The 21,661-nt window shown below is 47.1% G+C and carries 21 protein-coding genes; 3 read left to right on the top strand and 18 right to left on the bottom strand.

What is annotated here, in order from left to right; translation table 11 throughout:
• Position 1: 1 nt before the first annotated feature.
• The 14 genes from Q320_RS0104850 to Q320_RS0104785 form a co-directional block, all read right to left on the bottom strand.
• The gene (locus tag Q320_RS0104850; RefSeq protein ID WP_027468079.1) at positions 2-487 is read right to left on the bottom strand and encodes an OmpH/Skp family outer membrane protein; all 486 of its coding nucleotides are present in this window, start codon (positions 485-487) and stop codon (positions 2-4) included.
• A gap of 15 nt (positions 488-502) precedes the next feature.
• Complete coding sequence (gene bamA / locus Q320_RS0104845; protein ID WP_027468078.1) at positions 503-2,797, bottom strand: outer membrane protein assembly factor BamA; 2,295 nt, start codon at positions 2,795-2,797, stop codon at positions 503-505.
• A gap of 26 nt (positions 2,798-2,823) precedes the next feature.
• Positions 2,824-4,170, bottom strand: coding sequence for an RIP metalloprotease RseP (rseP, locus tag Q320_RS0104840; RefSeq protein WP_027468077.1), 1,347 nt, complete (start codon positions 4,168-4,170; stop codon positions 2,824-2,826).
• Positions 4,164-5,372: a 1-deoxy-D-xylulose-5-phosphate reductoisomerase gene (gene ispC / locus Q320_RS0104835; RefSeq protein ID WP_027468076.1), complete on the bottom strand. Its 1,209-nt coding sequence runs from the start codon at positions 5,370-5,372 to the stop codon at positions 4,164-4,166. Before ispC ends, rseP begins: the two co-directional genes overlap by 7 nt.
• A 16-nt stretch (positions 5,373-5,388) precedes the next feature.
• Complete coding sequence (locus tag Q320_RS0104830) at positions 5,389-6,216, bottom strand: phosphatidate cytidylyltransferase (RefSeq protein WP_027468075.1); 828 nt, start codon at positions 6,214-6,216, stop codon at positions 5,389-5,391.
• A gap of 2 nt (positions 6,217-6,218) precedes the next feature.
• Positions 6,219-6,977: a polyprenyl diphosphate synthase gene (gene uppS / locus Q320_RS0104825; protein ID WP_027468074.1), complete on the bottom strand. Its 759-nt coding sequence runs from the start codon at positions 6,975-6,977 to the stop codon at positions 6,219-6,221.
• A 28-nt stretch (positions 6,978-7,005) separates the two neighbouring features.
• Complete coding sequence (frr, locus tag Q320_RS0104820; RefSeq protein WP_027468073.1) at positions 7,006-7,563, bottom strand: ribosome recycling factor; 558 nt, start codon at positions 7,561-7,563, stop codon at positions 7,006-7,008.
• A gap of 71 nt (positions 7,564-7,634) precedes the next feature.
• Positions 7,635-8,354 (bottom strand): UMP kinase, encoded by a 720-nt coding sequence (gene pyrH / locus Q320_RS0104815; protein ID WP_027468072.1) that lies wholly within the window; start codon positions 8,352-8,354, stop codon positions 7,635-7,637.
• 90 nt (positions 8,355-8,444) lie between these two features.
• Positions 8,445-9,329, bottom strand: a complete 885-nt coding sequence (gene tsf / locus Q320_RS0104810) for a translation elongation factor Ts (protein WP_027468071.1) — start codon at positions 9,327-9,329, stop codon at positions 8,445-8,447.
• 97 nt (positions 9,330-9,426) lie between these two features.
• On the bottom strand, positions 9,427-10,158 hold the full coding sequence (rpsB, locus tag Q320_RS0104805) for a 30S ribosomal protein S2 (protein ID WP_027468070.1): 732 nt from the start codon (positions 10,156-10,158) through the stop codon (positions 9,427-9,429).
• A 170-nt stretch (positions 10,159-10,328) separates the two neighbouring features.
• Positions 10,329-11,126: a tetratricopeptide repeat protein gene (locus tag Q320_RS0104800; protein ID WP_027468069.1), complete on the bottom strand. Its 798-nt coding sequence runs from the start codon at positions 11,124-11,126 to the stop codon at positions 10,329-10,331.
• Positions 11,123-12,100: an MlaD family protein gene (locus tag Q320_RS0104795; RefSeq protein WP_027468068.1), complete on the bottom strand. Its 978-nt coding sequence runs from the start codon at positions 12,098-12,100 to the stop codon at positions 11,123-11,125. Before Q320_RS0104795 ends, Q320_RS0104800 begins: the two co-directional genes overlap by 4 nt.
• Entirely contained in the window at positions 12,097-12,660 is a 564-nt protein-coding gene (locus Q320_RS0104790) for a P-loop NTPase family protein (RefSeq protein ID WP_027468067.1), read from the bottom strand. The genes Q320_RS0104795 and Q320_RS0104790 overlap by 4 nt, the downstream gene beginning before the upstream one ends.
• Complete coding sequence (locus tag Q320_RS0104785; protein ID WP_084282360.1) at positions 12,657-13,352, bottom strand: MlaE family ABC transporter permease; 696 nt, start codon at positions 13,350-13,352, stop codon at positions 12,657-12,659. The genes Q320_RS0104790 and Q320_RS0104785 overlap by 4 nt, the downstream gene beginning before the upstream one ends.
• Before the next feature lie 347 nt (positions 13,353-13,699).
• Here Q320_RS0104785 and trxB point away from each other — a divergent pair, with 347 nt between their 5' ends.
• Complete coding sequence (gene trxB, locus Q320_RS0104780) at positions 13,700-14,653, top strand: thioredoxin-disulfide reductase (RefSeq protein WP_027468065.1); 954 nt, start codon at positions 13,700-13,702, stop codon at positions 14,651-14,653.
• 151 nt (positions 14,654-14,804) lie between these two features.
• A complete protein-coding gene (locus Q320_RS0104775; RefSeq protein WP_051534470.1) occupies positions 14,805-15,431 on the top strand; it encodes a DUF2238 domain-containing protein in 627 nt (208 codons plus the stop codon).
• A gap of 56 nt (positions 15,432-15,487) precedes the next feature.
• Here the strand turns inward: Q320_RS0104775 and typA are convergent, their stop codons facing one another.
• From typA to Q320_RS0104755, 4 genes are all read right to left on the bottom strand, one after another.
• Positions 15,488-17,296 (bottom strand): translational GTPase TypA, encoded by a 1,809-nt coding sequence (gene typA / locus Q320_RS0104770; RefSeq protein ID WP_027468063.1) that lies wholly within the window; start codon positions 17,294-17,296, stop codon positions 15,488-15,490.
• Between the two features lie 228 nt (positions 17,297-17,524).
• Positions 17,525-18,136 carry a CoA pyrophosphatase gene (locus tag Q320_RS18465; RefSeq protein WP_051534469.1) on the bottom strand — a complete coding sequence of 204 codons (612 nt, stop codon included), beginning with the start codon at positions 18,134-18,136 and terminating at the stop codon, positions 17,525-17,527.
• Positions 18,137-18,138: 2 nt separating this feature from the next.
• Positions 18,139-18,756, bottom strand: coding sequence for a trimeric intracellular cation channel family protein (locus Q320_RS0104760; RefSeq protein WP_027468062.1), 618 nt, complete (start codon positions 18,754-18,756; stop codon positions 18,139-18,141).
• A gap of 48 nt (positions 18,757-18,804) precedes the next feature.
• Positions 18,805-19,176 (bottom strand): Hpt domain-containing protein, encoded by a 372-nt coding sequence (locus tag Q320_RS0104755; RefSeq protein WP_027468061.1) that lies wholly within the window; start codon positions 19,174-19,176, stop codon positions 18,805-18,807.
• A gap of 342 nt (positions 19,177-19,518) precedes the next feature.
• On the opposite strand from Q320_RS0104755, the gene metG reads away from it, so the two are divergent.
• Positions 19,519-21,603, top strand: coding sequence for a methionine--tRNA ligase (gene metG / locus Q320_RS0104750; protein WP_027468060.1), 2,085 nt, complete (start codon positions 19,519-19,521; stop codon positions 21,601-21,603).
• The last annotated feature ends 58 nt before the right edge of the window (positions 21,604-21,661 follow it).

The raw sequence follows: 21,661 nt of genomic DNA, 5'->3' as shown, positions 1-21,661 counted from the left end.
TTTATTTGTCAGCCAATAGCTTTAACACTTTCTCTGTTACATCAACTTTCGATGTCCGATATACCGCATCTTGTATAACAACATCCAATTTATCGGCTTCAGCAACAGTACGAATTGCCAAATTGACACGTTCTTGTAACCCGGCCATTTCTTCATTACGACGAGTGTTTAAATCTTCATTAATTTCACGTTGCATGCGCTGAAAATCTTGATTCAACTTAACTAATTCACGCTCTTTCACGCGGCGATCCGCCTCCAGCAGCGTATTTTTGTCCAGCAGTTGTTGCAATGCTTTACCTTGTGCTGAGAAACGCTGTAGTTCGATTCTTTTAGGCTCGAATTCTTTTTCTAACTTTTTCGTTGCACGCACTGCGGGAGCCGCTTCACGCAAAATACGTTGAATATCAACCACGGCAACTTTAGTATCGGCAAATACTGAAACCGATGTCAGAAGTAATAAAATGGGAAATAAATTATATAACTTCATCACTAGCCTCTCTTATTAGAACAATTGACCAATTTGGAATTGGACACTTTCTTTTTTCGCGTCAGGCGCGGCATTAATTGGGTGTGCATAAATTAGTTTCAATGGGCCAATTGGCGATATCCAAGTAAAACCAACACCGACCGATTGCTGAATCGAATCAATGTCAATACTTTGGTTGTAAGTCCAAATATTACCCGCATCATAAAATGCACTCAGGCGCATTGACTTATCATCTTTCATACCAGGGACAGGCGCAAATACTTCGAAGTTATTTACAAACCGAGTTGATCCACCCATGCTATTTCCGGTGTTATCCATAGGCCCTAAACTACCCGACTTATAACCACGAACCGAGTTCACACCACCCGCATAAAAATTCTTGTAGAACGGATAGTCTTCATTGCCGGCATACACGCCGCCATAACCTAATTCCATATTCCACATGAATGTGAATGGTTTTTTAGTTGGTAAAGAATAGAAATATTGGCTTTGGAAATTTAGTTTGTAGTAGTTTATATCCGATGGTGGCACACCTAGTTCTGCGGAAGTTTTAACCATCCAGCCCTTAGTTGGGAAGACGGCAGAATCACGAGAGTCGGTACTCCAATTGGCATTAACAGAGTACACCTGAGCCGTATCACCAAATTCTTTAATATAATCAAGAACGTAAGATGGCGAACCTGAAGTTACATCGAACTTCATATTTTCAAAATTAACCCCTAAACCAAGCGAGTTATACTCTGTCGTTGGCATGCCAAAATTAAAGCCCAAACCTTTAGACGATATCTTGTACTGCCCTAAATCCATCGTACCGGGATCTGTGTCACGCAAATAGGCTGTCCAACCGAATGACACGCCTTCAGGAGTAGCATAAGGATTGTTCATGCCCAGCGACAACACCTTAGAAGCCTTACTCGTATTCACTTCTGCCGAGAAGCGCTTACCTGTCCCTAAGAAGTTAGCCTGTGAAACCGACGCCTGGAAGAGCGCGCCCTCACCTTGCCCGTAGCCCACACCAAAATTCAAACTACCTGTTTTTTTCTCTACAACATTGATATTCATATCCACCAAATCAGCGCTTTCAGGCACAACAGGGGTATCAATATTAACCTCACTAAAGAAGTCCAGCTGCTGCAAACGCTCTTTACTGCGCTTAATTTTGGCTAAATCGTAGGCGGCAGCTTCCATCTGACGGACTTCGCGGCGGATAACTTCATCTTTAGTCAGATTATTGCCATAAATATTAATCCGACGAATCGATGTTGTTTTGCCTGGATCAACAAAAAATGTAAACGCGACGGTTTTATTTTCTTCATCAATTGTAGGTACAGCATTCACATTTGAAAATGCATAACCTTCATGTCCAAGTCGATCGGAAATGGCTGCAGTGGATTTATTAATACTGTCTCTCGAGAATACCTCGCCTTTCTCAGCGGCAACCAAAGCGAGCAACTCAGCGGCTGGTAATGTAAAGTTACCCGCAAAGCTAATATCACCTATCCGATACATGTCACCCTCGCGTACATTCACGGTAAGGAACATATCGGCTTTATCTTCAGATAAGGCAACTTGTGTTGATTCAATTGAGAAATTCAGATAACCGCTGTCTAAGTAAAGGGACTTAATCGCCTCTAGATCGCCACTGAATTTTTGTTTTGAATACTGATCTGTTTTTGTATACCACGTCATCCACGTCGGCGTAGTTAGCGACATCACGCTAATTAAATCAGACTGTGAATAAACGGTATTACCAACGAAGTTAATTGCCTTAATTTTAGCAACTTCACCCTCCGAAATATCAACCTGAATACCCACACGATTTCGATCTAATTTGGTAATCGTGGTTTTGATATCAACAGAATAACGCCCACGTGCATAATATTGCTGCTTTAATTCATTAATGGCGGCGTCCAGCACCTCTTGCTGGAAAATTCGACCTTCAGCCAAGTTTTGCCCTTTAAATGCCGCTTTAACCTGATCTTTTTCAAGAAGCTTTGAGCCATTAATATTGATTTGTGCAACTGTTGGACGCTCTTCGACAGTAATGACAATGACGCGGCCATCTACTTCAACGCGTACATCGTCAAAAAAACCAGTTGCAAATAGAGTACGAATGGCCTCACTTGCTTGAGCCTCATCAAATCGATCACCCACTTTGACTGTCAAGTAATTAAAAACAGTACCAGGGTCTGTTCTTTGCAAACCTTCAACACGAATATCTTGAACGGTAATAGCTTCAAAAGCTTGAGCAGTAAGACTCATGCTGGCAAATGCCGCTGCAAGCAGCATATACATAGGTTTAAATTTCATTGGTCCATTCGTCAACAGGTTAGAGATTAGCCGAGGCCAAACAAGAAGCGATTAGCATCATTAAAGAGTGCTAGCGCCATCAATAAGAGCAGTAAAGAAATTCCAATTTTTTGCAAGACCAACGCAAGCCACTCAGGAACCGTGCGTCCGCTTAATAATTCGTAGCCATGATACAGCAAATGGCCACCATCCAAAATCGGTACAGGCATCAAATTAAGCACACCAAGACTTATACTAATCAGTGCCAAAGCTTGCAAATACGCAAGCCAGCCCATCGCAGCACTTTGCCCTGCAAATTCGGCAATCCCCAATGGTCCGCTTACTTGCTTGGGAGACAGCGCCCCCACCAGCATTTTGCCGAACATTTTCACCGTTAATATCGACAAATCGTAGGTTTTAATGACGCCCGCGACCAAAGCATCTAGCGGGCCCAGTCGAACAGTCTGCTGCATCTTTTTATATAGCGCTTCATCATTAGCAGGACTAACACCAATGCGCCCTACTTTCTTGCCATTCAATTCAATTGCATCTGGCGTGACCACCAGCGCAATCACTTGCTGGTTCCGATTTACAGTGAGTGATAAAGCTTGGCTTGGACTACTGGCAACAACATCTTGAAACTCATGCCAATCTAGCAATTTTTGCTGATTGATCTCCAAAATCAAATCATCGACCTGTAAACCCGCACGCTCAGCAGCGCTGCCTGCTTGAATAAATGCAATACGATTAGTCGCTGCAAAAGGTGACAAACCCAAACGACTTAGAATTTTCTGATCAAATTCAGCCGCTTTTAACAGACTCAAATCTAAAGCAAATTGCTTTTCAGCCCCTTGTGCCGTTTTAGCGCCAATCAACAATTGAGCATGCCCAGCTGCGCTAAATAAATTAATTTGCACTTGCTCCCAGTCGCTAACTTTCTCTGCATTCACTAGCGTAATGCGATCACCGGCTTTCAAACCAGCATTCGCAGCAATACTTCCAGCAGAGACAGCACCAATAATCGGCTTCAAAGTGACAACGCCATGAGCATACAAACCGGCATAAACTAAGCAAGCGAATAACAAATTCGTCAATGGCCCAGCAAAAGCAATCGCCATTTTTTTTGCCGGATGCTGTGTATTAAAGGCATATTGGCGTAAATCTGAAGCAACAGGCGCTTCGGACTCATCCAACATTTTCACAAAACCACCCAATGGAATCGCTGCAATTTGCCAGGTTGTTTGACCACGCTGCCATTGATACAGCGGCTTACCAAAGCCAATTGAAAATGTTAAAACACCCACACCACAGCGGCGCGCAGCCCAGTAATGACCATACTCATGGATAAAAACCAGTAAGCCAATTGCAAACACAAAGGCAAAAAAAGTTAGCATCGCACTGTCTTTTGTTGAATTTCAAAATGGGCAAATTGGCGAGTCTCAGCATCTACCGCCATCAAATCGTCAATACTCAAGGCCGCTAGCGTTGATAAACGACTTAGTGCAGATTCAATCACGCGTGGAATATCAGTAAACAAAATTTCTTCATTTAAAAATGCTGCAACCGCCACTTCATTTGCAGCATTAAGCACCGCTGGCGCTGCGCCGCCTTCCTTCAACGCGGCAAATGCTAAGCCCAGACAAGGAAAACGCTCAAAATCAGGCGGACTAAAATCCAAACGCCCCACAGCAAAAAGATCCAATGCCTTCACGCCTGCTTCAATCCGCTCAGGATAAGCCAAACCATAAGCAATCGGCGTACGCATATCAGGCGAGCCTAACTGCGCGAGTACCGAACCATCGCGATACTGCACCATAGAATGGACGACACTTTGTGGATGCACCACCACTTGAATGTGCTCGGCAGGCGCATTAAATAACCAGCGCGCCTCAATCACCTCCAAGCCTTTGTTCATCATACTGGCCGAATCCACGGAAATTTTACGGCCCATCGACCAATTTGGATGCTTTACTGCTTCTGCGACTGTGATTTGTGGAAAGGTATTGATGTCTCGAGTGCGAAATGGGCCACCCGACGCAGTTAAAAGAATTCGCTCGATACCTGCAGCAGACAAGGATGATTGATATGGATTTTCACGGTAGGAATCAGGTAGCGCCTGAAAAATGGCATTGTGCTCACTATCGATAGGCAACAAAACACAGCCAGACTGCGAAACCGCGTCCATAAATAAAGCGCCAGCCAAAACCAGTGTTTCTTTATTTGCAAGGAGTACCCGCTTGCCGGCCTTTGCAGCAGCCAACGTGGCGGACATACCCGCCGCACCGACAATTGCAGCCATCACTGTAGTGACTTCGGCAGCAATTGAAATATCAATCAGCGCTTGTGGGCCAAAGCTCACAGCGGTATCGATCCCCCGCGCTCGCAATCCTTGGCTCAGTAGCTCCGCATTCACTTCATCCAACACAACGGCATGCTGAGGACGATGCAATTCACAAGCGGCTATCAGTTTGTCGATCTGACTGGCCGCGCTTAATGCATACACTTGATAACGTTCTGGATGACGCTTAATCACATCTAAGGTGCTACTACCGATACTGCCAGTGGCGCCGAGGATAGTCACTATTTGTTGCTGCATGATTTTCCAATCGCTCTTACAGAGGCATTAGGTGTAACAGATAAATCGCCGCCGAAACGGGTAATATTGCCAGCAGGCTGTCGATCCGATCCAACACGCCGCCATGACCTGGCAATAGATGACTACTATCTTTGATAGCGCGCTGGCGCTTTAGCAAGGACTCTAACAAGTCACCCATCACACTCACCGCAGTAAGAAGTACCGCAAAAGCACCCCACAGAAATAATTGAGCTTTGCTGTTCTGCATTGAGCTCAATGTAGGCAACAGTAAAAATGGCTTAGGTATCAACATGAAATAGCATATAACAGCGAGCGTGCCACCATATACCCCCTCCCAACTTTTCCCAGGGCTAATTGTTGGCGCTAACTTTTTTCTGCCAAATGCCTTGCCTGAGAAATAGGCAAAAGTATCCGCAACCCAAGCAATTGCCATCACGATTAGCAAAGGCCAACCATCACCGCGCAAAACAATCATGGCTAAGCCTGCTGGAATCAATAAAGCCCAGCCGCTCAGTACATTCAAATTACCCGCCGCCAACAAAGGCCATTTGAAGCGCAACCAGCACGGCACTACAAGTAACCAAAACACCAAAGAGGCCAATAACAAGCCGTACACAAAATAGGCTGGCGCGTAATTAGCACTAAGCAAAAACAGAGCGACAGTCAGTAGAGGATATATTTTTGCAATCAGCCCGTGCATCCCTGCTAGATTCTGCCATTCCCAACTGGCCAAGCCCATCAATGCAGCACAGAACAACATCCAAGCTGTCGGCGGAAAGAAAAACAATGCGGCCAAAACCAAAGGCAACAAGAACAATGCAGTCAATACACGGGTTTTTAGCATGGTTATTTTGCAGAATCGAGTTGTTCACTAATTCGCCCAAAACGGCGCTCACGCCCTTGAAACCAAGCAATCGCATCGTTCAAAGGGGTGCGACCAAAATCTGGCCATGGCAAATCAGTGAAATAAAGTTCGGTATACGCCAGTTGCCACAGCAGGAAGTTACTAATACGCTGCTCGCCACCAGTACGTATAAAGAGATCAGGATCTGGCGCATAGGCCATTGCCAAATAAGGCTGAATATCGGCCTCGGAAAAACTAGAAATCAACTCGGGCTGAGCTTTTAATAATTGCTGAGTCGCCTGCACAATATCCCAGTGCCCGCCATAATCCGCCGCAATCGTTAGCACCAAACCAGTGTTCGCAGCCGTTTTTTCCTCGGCATCGGCAATCATCGCGAGTAGTTCAGTAGAAAAATGACTGCGATTGCCAATAATTTTGAGCTGAATATTATTACGGCACATCCGTTCAACTTCAGATTGCAGTACTTGTAAAAACAAGCCCATCAGAAACGTAACTTCATCCGCAGGACGACGCCAGTTTTCGCTAGAAAACGCAAAAACGGTCAAATATTGAACGCCCCAATCTTTGCACGCTGTAATCACTTCACGCAAAGAATCAACGCCTTTTTTATGCCCAAATACGCGAGGCATCAAACGCTGTTTAGCCCAACGGCCGTTGCCATCCATAATTACTGCAATATGCCGAGGGATCTTACCGTTCAATATGTTCGGTTCTTCGCGCTCGCGAGAGAATAAAGCCACGTTTCTTACCGCCTAATTGAATCGACTTTTATACAGTCAAAAGTTCTTTTTCTTTATCTGCCAACTGCTTGTCCAACTCAGCGATATATTTATCAGTGAGTTTTTGAATCTCATCTTGACCACGACGCTCGTCATCTTCAGAGATTTCTTTGTCTTTAATAGCGCGTTTCATTTGATCGTTGGCATCGCGACGCACATTACGTAATGCAACACGTGCCTCTTCAGTTTCACCACGCACCACTTTAATCAAGTCACGACGACGCTCTTCAGTCAGCATCGGCATCGGAACGCGAATCAAATCACCTTGTGATGCCGGGTTCAAGCCCAAATCACAGTCACGAATCGCCTTTTCTACTTTAGCAACCATTGGTTTTTCCCAAGGTTGCACACCAATCGTACGAGAATCAATCAAAGTCACATTGGCCACTTGGCTCACTGGCACCATGCTGCCCCAGTAATCAACTTGTACATGATCTAGCAAACCGGTATGAGCACGGCCAGTACGAACTTTTGCTAAATCAGTACGTAGTTTTTCAGCCGTCTTTTGCATTTTGGCTTCAGTGGATTTTTTTAAGTCTGCAATCATCTTTTTACCTCTTGCTGCAATAAAAAACAGGCGGAAAATCACTCCGCCCGTTACCTTGCGAATTAATGTGTTCAGCAGTGTACCAGCGTACCCTCATCTTCCCCAAGTACCATACGCTTTAAAGCGCCAGCTTTGAAGATACTCAGCACGCAAATATTCATTTTTTGGTCACGGCACAAGGCAAAAGCCGTCGCGTCCATGACTTTCAAGTTGCGACCAATGACTTCATCAAAAGTCACAGTTTGATAGCGAACTGCATCTGGATTTTTCTTTGGATCATCGGTATAAACGCCATCGACTTTGGTGGCTTTAATCACGATGTCTGCGCCCATTTCCATACCACGCAGCGCCGCAGCGGTATCGGTCGTAAAGAACGGATTACCGGTGCCCGCACCGAAAATCACCACTTTATTTTCTTCAAGATAACGAATCGCTTTGCCACGTACATAGGGCTCAGCCACTTGAGCAATCGTCAATGCCGACTGAACGCGAGAAACCACGCCAGCGTGGCGCATTGCATCTTGCAAGGCCAATGCATTCATTACCGTTGCCAACATGCCCATGTAATCAGCCGTTGCTCTATCCATGCCCGACGCAGCAGGTGCAACACCGCGGAAAATATTACCACCGCCGATCACAATCGCAACCTGAACGCCCAAATCAACGACCGCTTTCACTTCCTGCACAATCCGGTCGATCGTAGCGCGGTTAATCCCGTAGCTATCATCGCCCATTAAGGCTTCACCGGAGAGCTTCAACAAAATTCGTTTATATTTTGTGGTTTGACTCATATCTCTATATCCTTTTTGAGTGCTTGGGCGTGTGGTCGTACAAACGCCGCACGTTACCGCGCGGCGTGATTTCAAGTCTTTAAATTAGACTTAAAGTTGTGCAGCTGCAGCAACTTCTGCTGCGTAATCTACTACTTTTTTCTCAATGCCTTCACCAACAACCAACATCGTAAAGCCATTCACAGTAGCTGATTTTGCTTTCAACAACTGCTCGATGGTTTGCTTGCCATCTTCAGCTTTAATAAACACTTGGTTCAGCAAAGTCACTTCTTTCAAGAAGCGATTGATTTTGCCTTCAACAATTTTAGCCATCATTTCTTCAGGCTTGTTCTCAGCTTTTGCACTTTCTTCCGCAATACGGCGCTCTGTAGCGATCACTTCAGCATCCACACCGCTCGCATCCAATGCTTTAGGTTTCGCTGCTGCAATGTGCATCGCGATATCTTTACCCAAGCCTTCGTCGCCACCCGTTACATCAACCATTACACCGATTTTTGCACCGTGCAAGTAAACAGCCAATTCGCCAGCCGTTTCGTAACGCGCAAAACGACGTACAGTCATGTTTTCGCCCAATTTAGCGATCAATGCTTTACGTGTTTCTTCAACTGTTACGCCAGATGCCAATACCACGGCAGCCAAGGCTTCAACATCAGCAGGATTTGATTCAGCAACTGCTTGTGCAACTGCTTTAGCAAAAGCAACAAAACCATCATCTTTCGCTACGAAATCGGTTTCGCAGTTGATCTCAACCACAGCGCCGATTTTTTTATCAGCAGAGATAAACGAAGTAATCACGCCTTCAGCAGCGGTACGGCCAGCCATTTTAGACGCTTTGTTACCTGATTTAATGCGCATCAGTTCTTCAGCTTTCTTGATGTCGCCTTCAGTTTCAACCAATGCTTTCTTGCATTCCATCATACCAAGACCGGTTAATTCACGTAGCTCAGCAACCATTTTTGCAGTAATCGCAGACATTTAATATTCTCCTGAACAGGGATTTACATTTTATTTGATAAACATTACAAAAAAGGGGCAGACGCCCCTTTTTCTTGGTATCACTTGCTATGCAAGCTTACTCAGCAGCAGGTGCAGCATCAGCGATTGATGCAACCAATGCTTGAGTTGCTTGGTTACGGCCTTCAAGTACTGCATCAGCAGCAGCACGAGCGTACAAACGAATTGCACGTGAAGAGTCATCGTTACCAGGAATGATGAAGTCAATGCCGTCTGGGCTGTTGTTAGTATCAACTACACCGATTACTGGGATACCCAGTTTAACGGCTTCAACGATAGCGCCTTTTTGGTAGCCAGTGTCGATAACGAAAATCGCATCAGGCAAACCGCCCATCTCTTTAATACCACCCAATGAACGCTCTAGTTTTTCAACGTCACGTTTCATCATCAACAATTCTTTCTTGCCGTAGCCAGAGCCTTCAGCATTTTCCAGAACTGCTTTCATTTCGTTCAAGCGTTTGATTGATTGCTTAACTGTTTTAAAGTTAGTCAACATACCACCCAACCAACGGTGATCCACGAAAGGAGCGCCAGCGCGTGCAGCTTCTTCAGCGATGATTTCGCGAGCAGCACGTTTAGTACCAACAAACATTACGTTACCTTTGTTTGCAGACAATTGACGGATGTATTTCATCGCGTCTTCAAACAATGGCAAAGTTTTTTCTAAGTTGATAATGTGAATCTTGTTGCGTGCACCGAAGATGTACTTACCCATTTTTGGGTTCCAGTAACGGGTTTGGTGACCGAAATGGACACCGGCTTCGAGCATATCGCGCATACTTACAGACATTTAATTCTCCAATTGTGTCTTAGGGTTAGGTCTTCCATCCGCACGGGACACTTCAAACCATTTGAAGCGCACCCTTGACAGGGCGGACGGGATTTTCACTACGATAAAAACGTCAAAACAAACGCAGCATCACAGCAAGCGAAGGATTGTATTGCAAATGCAGCAAAAACTCAAGGCGTACACGCCATTGCTGCACATAATGCGCTTAAGTGCACATCAGCACGACGCCGCAAAGCCAAATCACCCGATTGCTTTGCGATCTCAAGCAGCAAACGATAATCATCCAAGAGCCATAAAGGCTCGGCACTTTGCCGATCCAGCACGATAGCCTGATCGAGCCAAACGACGGCAGTAGCAAAATCACTCTGCTTAAGCGAGACTTCGGCCAAAATTCGCTGCGAGAAAGCCATCTCAGCGCGATTAGTTTGCGCCAGCGCCAAACCTTGCAGCGCAGCCACACTAGCAGCAGGCAAATCACCTTCTCGCAACGCGATTTTGGCGCTGACATTCAAAATTTGCGTCCCAATCGGGCAAGGCTGAGCGCACTCGGCACGGGCTTGCGTTAAATAACTTTTTGCACGTGACCAATCTGGCGAATCAGCAGCCAATATTAATTGCGCCATTTGCAATGCAGCTTGAGATCGCTGCACAGCAGGGAACACTTTAATCTCCAGCATGGGCGCAAGTACCTGCTCCGCAGCCTCAGCCTGCCCCAGCCGCAATTGAATTTGCGCCAAACCCAAGCGCGCCATTCCCTGCCCTGACCAATCATCAATCGCCTGATACGCCAACAATGCAGAGCGCCATTCATACTCAGCACTTTCGATACGCCCATCACGTATTGCCAGCAAAGCGTTTCTGTGAGCTAGCTCCGCCTGTATACGTGCTGGAGATTTAATCACCTCAGTCGTAGAACTGCACGCACCCAACATCAAAACCAACAGAGATACCATTAAAGAGCGCATCATCGTCGACTCTCCGGCATCGGCGCTTCTAACGGCAGTGGCGCAAGCATCGAATTAAGCGGCCAGCTACGCTGTAAACCATCCAAAGTTTGGCGACCACCATAGAGCAACTCATCGGCATTACGCACCACACTCGGCAAACGCGGCGCGGCTAACTCTACCGACTTACGCACCACCGACATCGTGGCACTCGCATCTTTTGCCGCCGAATCCGCACTCACCACAATCGATGCTGCGCCCAGCAAGACCGGCGTTAATTTCTCATTAACCTCCGCCGCCACACTATCGGCACGCACCAAAAGTCGATCAGCGCTGCGCAAAGTGGTTCGCGCCTCCACATCGACCACACTATCCACCCGTGCCAAGAGCACATCCAATTTTTCACGCGTTTCGCGCATTTCGGCGGTGAGTTTTTGTACGTTCGCAAACATCAAACGAATATCGCCTTTTGGATCATTCAGATACTCAAAGGTTTGCTGCACCGAATCGATCATCGGCAAAGTTCGATTACTTAAATTTTGCGCAATATCGGCAATCCCCAGCGCAGGTGCAAACATCAGCACACCGCCCTCCGCCAAAAGCTTCGCCTTAGCCGTTCCACCCGCGATTTCGATATAGTGATCCCCAATCAAACCCTCTTGCTGCAAGATCGCAATGGAGTCCTCTTTAATCCATCTCATATATTGCTGCTCAATCAGCAAGGTGACATCCACCTTCGCTTGCTCATTCAGCTCAACCCGATCCGCAACGCCAATCCGAAAACCCGACAAGCGCACCTGCATGCCGGGCTTTAAACCACTACCACTTTCAGCAACAAAATGAATTTTTTCCTTACTGCTAAATAAGCCCTGCCGCTGCCCCAGCAACACTACCAACACCACCAATACCACAGCAATCGAACCCACAAACAAGCCAACGCGCCAGCTTAACCACTTAAAGCGCGGATCGTTATCTTTCAAGAAATAAGGCGTCGTCATTCAGTCTCTTCCACAATCATTTTCACCACCTGATAATTTGGCTGCGCCGTGCGCGTAGAGATTACCAATAGAGAATTGGGCATCACAATCTGCTGCATAATTTTAGCTAACATTGGGTTGCGACCTCGCGCATCCTGCCACCACTCCAACCACTCATCCTCAATCACCCATACGGGCGCATGCTGCAGCACTACTCGCAAAAAAGCCACCACCCTGCGCTGCGCAATATCGAGCTGCCCCGGCAGTTTACTTAACATCAACACTAGCTTTTCCTCATCCACTTCCATTGCCCGTAGCAAATCTTTCAATATTTCATCATGCTCATGCAATCCACCGGAATGATGATACCAACGCGGTAGAATCAAATTTTCCCAAGCTCGCAAATTATTAATGAGCACGGGCCTTGCTTCCAAAATACCCAAACTACCCGGCTCAATTTGATTCGCCGCCTCAGCGAGCCGATTAATCACTTCATCGGCGTCTTCTTTCTCAGCAATGGTCAGCCAATACTGGCCAGGCACACGCAAAACATCGACATCAAACAACACAGTTTCGCTCATCGCGCCATCGCCCAAGCAAAGTCAATCACAAACAAAGCCAACAATCCGCGCAATACCGCACGAGACGCCGCTTTTGGCACATCAGAAGCCTGCAATTGCACTGAAAATGCAGCATGCACCGATACAATCCCTGCAGCCAAGCCAAAAGTAGCGGCCTTCAAAATACACACCACCACTTCATCCAAACGCAGCATTCGCTCTAAAGCAAAAATTTGATAACTCGCGTCCCAACCCGATGCAAACAAAATCCCACCCAAAACAGACGCCAACGCCATCACCGCAGTCAACGCCATCGCCGCCAACGCAACCCCCAACACCCGTGGCAACAGCAAATAGGACGTAATCGAAATCCCCATTCGCTCTAACTCATTAACTTCACCATTAATTCGCATTGAAGCCAGCTCAATCGCCACAGCCGACGACGAACGCGCCACCATCATCAAGCAAGCCAACAAGGGTGACAACTCAACAAAACTCAGCGAGCCCAGCAAACGCAGCGCTGCATCACGGCTTTGCCCATACTCATCATGCAACTGCACGACAACAATCGCTCCCAAAGCAAAGCCCGTTACCGCGACCAGCCAAGCCGCCTCATTCGCCGTAAAATAGACCTGCTTGAGCAATACTCGCCGCACAGGCGGGCGCGCCAAAGCACTAAAATGAACCAGCACACGCTGCAATATTGAAAACAATTAAACCCTACCCTTTCGCAGTAACCACACCCAAGTCACCATTGTAAACGCTTTGAGCTAGCGCACTTGCGATTCACCCCATCAAGACCAAGGAATCACTTCCGCTTGATATTCACCATCCCGCCCCAACTACAAATTAAGCAACCGTTTTCTTGCATTACAGCCCCGTAGCCTTGATGCACAAGCTGCAAGCTCGGCGCTTTACGTAAGCACTTCTGCGCAGTAATTTGAGCTATCCCGCATTTTAGCTATCAAGCCCATTAAAAAGCTAGATTAGAAGCTTTCGCATAAAAGCTTTACACTAGCACCCATCTGACACCGATCAATATCGACTAAAGGAATTCAATATGGCGACCCAACACCATCGTTTACTTATTTTAGGCTCTGGCCCTGCAGGCTACACCGCTGCGGTTTACGCGGCGCGCGCCAATTTGAAACCCGTCTTGATTACTGGCCTTGCGCAAGGTGGCCAATTAATGACGACGACGGACGTAGACAACTGGCCAGCCGATAACGACGGCGTAATGGGCCCAGAATTGATGAGCCGCTTCCAAAAGCACGCCGAGCGCTTTGGCACGGAAATGATTTTTGATCATATTCACACTACTTATTTGGCCGAAAAACCAATCCGCCTGGTCGGAGACTCGGGCGAATACACTTGTGATGCACTGATTATTGCGACTGGCGCATCAGCACAATACCTAGGCCTTCCATCTGAAGAAGCCTTCTCGGGTCGCGGCGTTTCAGCTTGCGCTACGTGCGATGGTTTCTTTTATCGCGGCCAAGACGTCGCCGTTGTCGGCGGTGGCAATACGGCGGTTGAAGAAGCGCTGTACCTATCGAATATCGCCAAGCACGTGACTTTAGTCCATCGCCGCGATACTTTCCGCTCAGAAAAAATCCTCATCGATCATCTGATGGAAAAAGTCGCGGAAGGCAAAATCACGCTAGAAACCAACCAAACATTGGATGAAGTATTGGGTGATGCGACTGGTGTAACTGGCGCGCGTTTGAAATCAACGGTTGATGGTACGACCAAAGATTTGGCCTTAATGGGCGTGTTTATTGCCATTGGCCACAAACCAAACACTGACATTTTCAAAGGTCAGCTAGAAATGGACAACACTGGCTACATCATCACCCAGGGCGGACGCAACGGCGGCGCAACCGCCACTAGCGTACCGGGCGTATTTGCAGCGGGTGACGTGCAAGACCATATTTATCGCCAAGCAGTAACTTCTGCCGCTAGTGGTTGCCAAGCTGCATTAGATGCAGATAAATACCTAGAAAGCCTGCGTTAATTAGCAAGGGTATTGCTTTGTAGAGATTAGTTATTAATCTCTACAATCATATACCCATGAGGAAATAAAAACGCCAATCTTTTGATTGGCGTTTTTTTCATCCAAATAACAGCAATTTTCTATTAGCACATCAGATTCGTAGAGCCCATCCATGCCCAAAAGCCTTTCTCGCTCGCAATTCAAAATATTGCTCTGCAGCCTCATTGCCATCACCCTACTTTCAAGCATCAAAGCGCCATGGCCTGAAGAATTATTTCTACAACACAGCTTGACGATGGTTTTTATCATCGGCTGGTTTTTCATTCAAAGAAAATACCAACTCTCAAGCAGCAGCACCAGCCTAATCACGATTTTCATCCTGCTACATATTTTTGGCGCGCGCTGGCTTTACTCCAACGTCCCTTACGATCACTGGCTTAGCGCCTGCTGCAATACCAATACACAACAATTATTTGGCTGGACGCGAAATCATTATGACCGCCTCGTTCACCTCGCCTACGGCCTGTGCTTCACATTACCCTTGGCTGAGTTTTTTCAACGCAAAGGGCACAGTAAACAGACCAGCTGGCATTTGGCGATTTTATGGATCATGGCGAGCAGCTTGTTTTATGAATGGTTCGAATGGGGCGTCTCGCTCACCTTATCCGCGCAAGATGCCGAAGGCTACAACGGACAACAAGGCGACCAATGGGATGCACACAAAGACATATTACTTGCCAGCATTGGCGCGCTATTAAGCCTATTCATCTGGCGAAACCAAGGCAAAGTAATGCGCTGAACATAAAAAAACGCCAATCAATCGATTGGCGTTTTTCTTGGCGTTCAAAACCGCAATTAAGCTGTTTTGTTACGGCGACGTTCGTTGTCCGTCAAGAAGCGTTTACGGATACGGATGGTTTTTGGTGTAACTTCAACCAATTCATCATCATCAATAAACTCAACTGCAGACTCAAGCGTCATTTTAACTGGCGTTGTCAAACGAACAGCTTCGTCAGTACCTGAAGAGCGAACGTTAGTCAGTTGTTTACCTTTAATTGGGTTCACAACCAAATCGTTGTCACGACTATGGATACCGATCACCATGCCTTCGTACAATTTGTCGCCTGGGCTAACAAACATACGACCGCGATCTTCTAATTTCCACAAGGCGTAAGCCACGGCTTCGCCATTGTCTTGAGAGATCAACACACCATTGTGACGACCTGGCATATCTGGTTTTGCTGGTGCGTAGTCATCAAAAATGTGGCTAAGCAAGCCAGTACCGCGAGTCAAGGTCATGAAATCACCCTGGAAACCGATCAAGCCACGGGCTGGAACATGGTACTCAAGACGCGTACGGCCTTGACCATCAGAAACCATATTGGTCAATTCGCCACGGCGACGACCGATTTCTTCCATCACGCCACCTTGGTGCTCATCTTCCAAGTCGATCGTTAGATTTTCGTATGGCTCGCATTTCACGCCATCGATGTCTTTGTACACAACGCGTGGTTTCGCAACAGCTAACTCGAAACCTTCACGACGCATATTTTCGATCAAAATCGTCAAATGCAATTCGCCACGACCTGAAACGCGGAACACGTCCGTGTTGTCAGTATCTTCAACGCGCAATGCCACGTTGACCAGCAATTCTTTAGTCAGACGGTCGCGGATTTGACGGCTTGTTACGAACTTACCTTCAGTACCTGCGAGTGGTGAAGTGTTCACCATAAAGTCCATCGTCAATGTTGGCTCATCCACACCCAACACTGGCAAACCGACTGGCGCGTCTTTATCACAAATCGTTACACCGATACCGATTTCATCCAGACCCGAAATGATAATGATGTCGCCTGCTTGTGCTTCTTCAACTGGCACGCGCTCAAGGCCTTTAAAGCCGAGCACTTGATTGATACGGCCACTAGAAACTTGGTCGCCGTGATTCATCACGACAACTTGTTGACCTGGCTTGATACGACCATTCAATACTTTACCCACGCCAAGACGGCCGGTAAATGTTGAATAATCCAATGCAGAAATTTGCAATTGCAATGGCGCATCAGCGTCGCCCGGAGGGCTAGGCACTGTTGCTACCAACAAGTCCAACAATGGACGCATTGTGTCTGATTCTTCTTCCAAAGTCAGTTTGGCAAAGCCATTCAAACCTGAAGCGTAAATCATTTTGAAATCGAGTTGTTCGTCGGTCGCGCCGAGTTTGTCGAACAAGTCAAACACTTGATCGTGAACCCAATCCGGACGTGCGCCTGGACGATCTACTTTATTGATTACAACGATTGGTTTCAAACCCAAAGCCAAGGCTTTTTTAGTCACGAAACGCGTTTGTGGCATCGGGCCTTCAACGGCATCAACCAGCAACAATACGCCGTCAACCATACCCAATACACGTTCAACTTCACCACCGAAGTCCGCGTGACCTGGGGTATCAACGATGTTGATATGCGTGCCTTCGTATTCGATGGCTGTATTTTTAGCCAGAATGGTAATACCACGTTCTTTTTCAAGATCGTTGGAATCCATTACACGCTCAACGACTGCTTGGTTGGCGCGGAATGTACCGGCTTGTTGTAAAAGCTGGTCTACCAGCGTGGTTTTACCATGGTCGACGTGGGCGATAATGGCGACGTTACGAAGTGCACGGGTCATGTTTGGACTGTGGGTATTTGCGAAAACGCGGATTGTACCACGGCTTAATGAAAAAACCGTGAAGTCGCCAAGGACTTATGCCAAGGAAAACGCATTAACCCTAGAAAATGCCTGATTAACGGCATCCATTTCAGCAAAGAAGGCAACTAAATGCGATGCACTGCGTGCGCCTGCACCGGCATTGAGAAATACTGGCCGCAGTCAGCTCCAAAAAATACAACGAACAACTTACTGCGTCTTATCCTTGGGTATACCCTCAAGCAGCAAGTCCAATGAGAAGTTCAACAACATACCTGCAGTAGCACCCCAAACAACGCGCTCATCAAACTCTAAAAAATGCGTAGTACCCCGCAAACCCTGCCGAGTAATCCAACGCTTCTCATAAAGAGAACGATCTAGCAAAATCCGTAGCGGCAACTCAAACACATCAGCCACCTCAGTCGGATCGGGGCGCAGGACAAACCCGGGCTGAACCAGACCCACAACAGGTGTCACGCAGAACCCGCTAATCGTATGGTATTCACCCAAACAAGCCAGAACCTGCACCTGATTCGCCATCAAGCCGATTTCTTCTGTGGTTTCGCGCAGAGCGGTTGCAATGGCATCCACATCCTGCGCCTCGCTCGCACCGCCCGGAAAACTCACCTGCCCGGCATGGGCTGATAAATGCGCGGCGCGCTCGGTCAATAAAACCGTCGCGCCCGTCGGATGCAGCACAATCGGAATCAGCACTGCCGCCGTGCGCTGAGAATTATGTTGATAATCGCCACCACTGGTCGGTACGGAGGCAGCAAGCCGCTCCATCAACCACAAGGGCAATTGCTCTACGCTGGGCAACATGACTAACTCACCCTCGGTAAACGCAAAGCACTTTTATGTGCAATAAGCCGCAGCGCCAGACCAAAGCCAAATAAAGTCCACATCACATAAGGACCAACAAAACCAGATCGCTCGGCCAGTAATAGCAATACCGCTAGCAAAATTGAAACCGTACCATAAAAATCCTGATGCAAAATAAACGGTACATCGTTCACCATCATGTCGCGCACCAAACCACCACCAATGGCAGTAATAAAGCCCAGCGCACAAACCCCAAATACATTGAGCTGCAAGTCAATCCCCAGTTGAGCGCCCGCCAAACTAAACGCCACCAAACCAATCGAATCGGCAACAATGAAAATCCTAATCAGCAACTGGGAGTTTTTCTGCTGCAATTTAATCAACCAGGCCAGAATCAAGGTGGCAAAGATGGTGTAAAGCGGATTGATATCAATAAAAGCTCTCGGAATGCGATTCACCAAAACATCGCGAATCATCCCGCCACCAATTGCAGTTAACAGTGCCAGTATCACAATACCCAACAAATCAAAGCGTTTACGCGCACCGATGAGATAGCCCGAAATCGTAAATGATGCAGTGCCAATTAAATACAGCACTTCCAGCGAAGCCCAGTTATTCACGCTCGTCCTAGTGATAAGAAATACGCCACAACACACATTGCAACGAGATCAAACGACCCGCAACTGCTCGCTAATTTTTTGCCCCAGGAGTTGCAAGGCAGCAAACTCAGTCATCACCGTTGGCATGTCTTTTAGCTTCACCGCCATTTCAATACGCTTGCAGTGCGTGGCCATTCGCGTGCCACCCAGTTGCCCTGCTGCACCCTTCAGTTTGTGTGCAAAACCCACAATCTGCTCCACATTATTCTCGCTAATAGCTTGCTCCAAACCATTCAAACACTCATCCTGAGTCGGAAAAAACAGCGCCAACAATTCATCCTGCATATCCATGCCAACGGCCTGGGTTAATTCAGCAAACATTCGCTCAATATCGTGTAACTCTTGTTGTAATTCTGCAGTTAAATCGCTTGTCGTCGTCATTCCATCCCCCTATTGAGATTCACACTTGAGTTGCATCAATTTGCTTGGTTTAGATTAAATCTACCAGCAGATCATCCACTACCATCGGAAACACACAGACTGTCACAGCCACAATATATACAGCAGCGTCATCGACTGGCAATCCGTGAATGGTTTTACTCGCCAATAAAGGTATTCTAAACAAGCTACGCCCCAGCACCGCCACGGCTTAATTCATCTAGGGCTGACCAGCATCACGCCAGTTAAATGACGACATCCAAGCCACCTATTTTTTCTGTCAAGCCGAGCAGCCTCAGTCTGCGCTATAATCAAGCTACTATTTCGCACATTTTTTGGCTGGCCATGACCCGTAAAATCCTCGTTACCTCTGCCCTTCCCTACGCCAACGGCGCTATCCATTTAGGCCATTTGGTTGAATACATCCAAACTGATATTTGGGTTCGTTTTCAAAAATTGCGTGGCCATGCATGCCACTATGTCTGTGCTGACGATACGCACGGCACCGCAATCATGTTGCGCGCAGAAAAAGAAGGCATCACGCCCGAAGCGCTGATCGGCCGCGTACATGGCGAACATTTGCGTGACTTCACGGGGTTTCATGTCGCGTTCGACAATTACTACAGCACCAACAGCCCTGAAAATCGGACATTTGCTTACGAGATTTACGCCAAGCTCAAAGCCAAAGGCAAAATCGTCAAAAAGATCAAGTCACAACTCTACGACCCAGAAAAAGAAATGTTTTTGGCCGATCGTTTTGTGAAAGGCGAATGCCCAAAATGCAATGCCAAAGATCAATACGGCGACAATTGCGAAGTCTGCGGTGCGACTTACAGCCCGACGGAACTCAAAAACCCTGTCTCTATTTACTCTGGCGCAACACCGGTACTGCGCGACACTGAAAACCTATTTTTCAAGCTGGGCGACTGTACCGATTTCTTGAAAACGTGGACCAATACGCCAGGCAAATTGCAGCCAGAAGCCGCCAACAAAATGCAAGAGTGGCTGGAATCGGGCTTAAACGATTGGGATATTTCGCGTGATGCGCCTTACTTTGGTTTTGAAATTCCTGATGAACCGGGCAAATATTTTTATGTTTGGCTGGATGCGCCGGTCGGCTATATGTCTAGCCACAAAAACCTCTGCGATCGCTTGGGTTTAGATTTTGACAGCTACTGGAACAAAGATTCATCTGCGGAATTGCATCATTTTATCGGCAAAGACATTCTGACTTTCCATGCACTATTTTGGCCCGCCATCCTCGAAACCGCCGACTTACGCACACCAAGCGCGATTCACGTGCATGGGATGTTGACGGTGAATGGCGTGAAAATGAGCAAATCACGCGGTACATTTATCACCGCTGAATCGTATTTAAGCCATCTGAATCCAGAATGGTTGCGTTACTACTACGCCGCCAAGCTCTCCAGCACCATCGAAGACATTGACTTAAATCTCGAAGACTTCGCCGCGCGTGTGAACTCGGATTTGATCGGTAAATACGTCAATATCGCCAGCCGTGCGGCTGGGTTTATTAGTAAGCGTTTTGACGGGAAGTTACATTCATCTCTTAAAAACGACGAACTTTACAAGACACAGAACGGCGATATCAAAATTAGTGATTTAAACGTTCTCATTAATGACCTTTGTTACAACCTGCAACAAGCATCAGAGGAAATTGCCGACCACTACGAAAATCGTGAATACAGCCGTGCGATTCGAAAAATCATGTCGCTAACAGACGCGATCAATCAATTTGTTGATGGAACGAAGCCTTGGGAAATGGCTAAGCATCCAGAGCAACAAGATGATTTGCATAGAGTATGCAGCTTCCTAATCAACGCCTTCCGAATTCTGACGATTTATCTGAAGCCCGTCTTGCCACAATTGGCGAGTGACGTTGAAGCTTTCCTTAATATCGCACCACTGCAATGGTCGGACTCACAAAGCTTGCTACTCAATCACACGATCAATGCCTACAGCCATTTGATGGTACGAATTGATCCAAAAAGCATTGATGCGATGATCGAAGAAAACAAGCAAACACTGGAACCAACAGCTGCTGCACCCGTTGCAGCACCAAGCTACGACATTCCTGCCATTGCTGAAACCTGCAGTATTGATGACTTTATGAAAGTCGATTTGCGCATCGCGCGCATCGCCGATGCCCAGCACGTGGAAGGCGCAGAAAAATTGCTGCAACTCACACTCGATTTGGGCGGCGAAACACGCAATGTATTTGCAGGGATTAAATCAGCGTACAAACCTGAAGATTTGATCGGTAAACACACGGTGATGGTCGCCAATTTGGCACCGCGAAAAATGAAATTTGGCCTATCAGAAGGGATGGTGCTGGCCGCCAGTGGCGACGGCGGTTTGTACATCCTTGAGCCACACGAAGGCGCAAAACCAGGAATGCGCGTGAAATAATCTTCACCTCGCTTTTCAAAAAAAATGCCGCTACTCTGTTGATTAGCGGCATTTTTTA

Source organism: Deefgea rivuli DSM 18356, assembly GCF_000620145.1.
Taxonomy (GTDB): domain Bacteria; phylum Pseudomonadota; class Gammaproteobacteria; order Burkholderiales; family Chitinibacteraceae; genus Deefgea; species Deefgea rivuli.
This window is presented reverse-complemented; position numbering and strand designations above follow the sequence as displayed.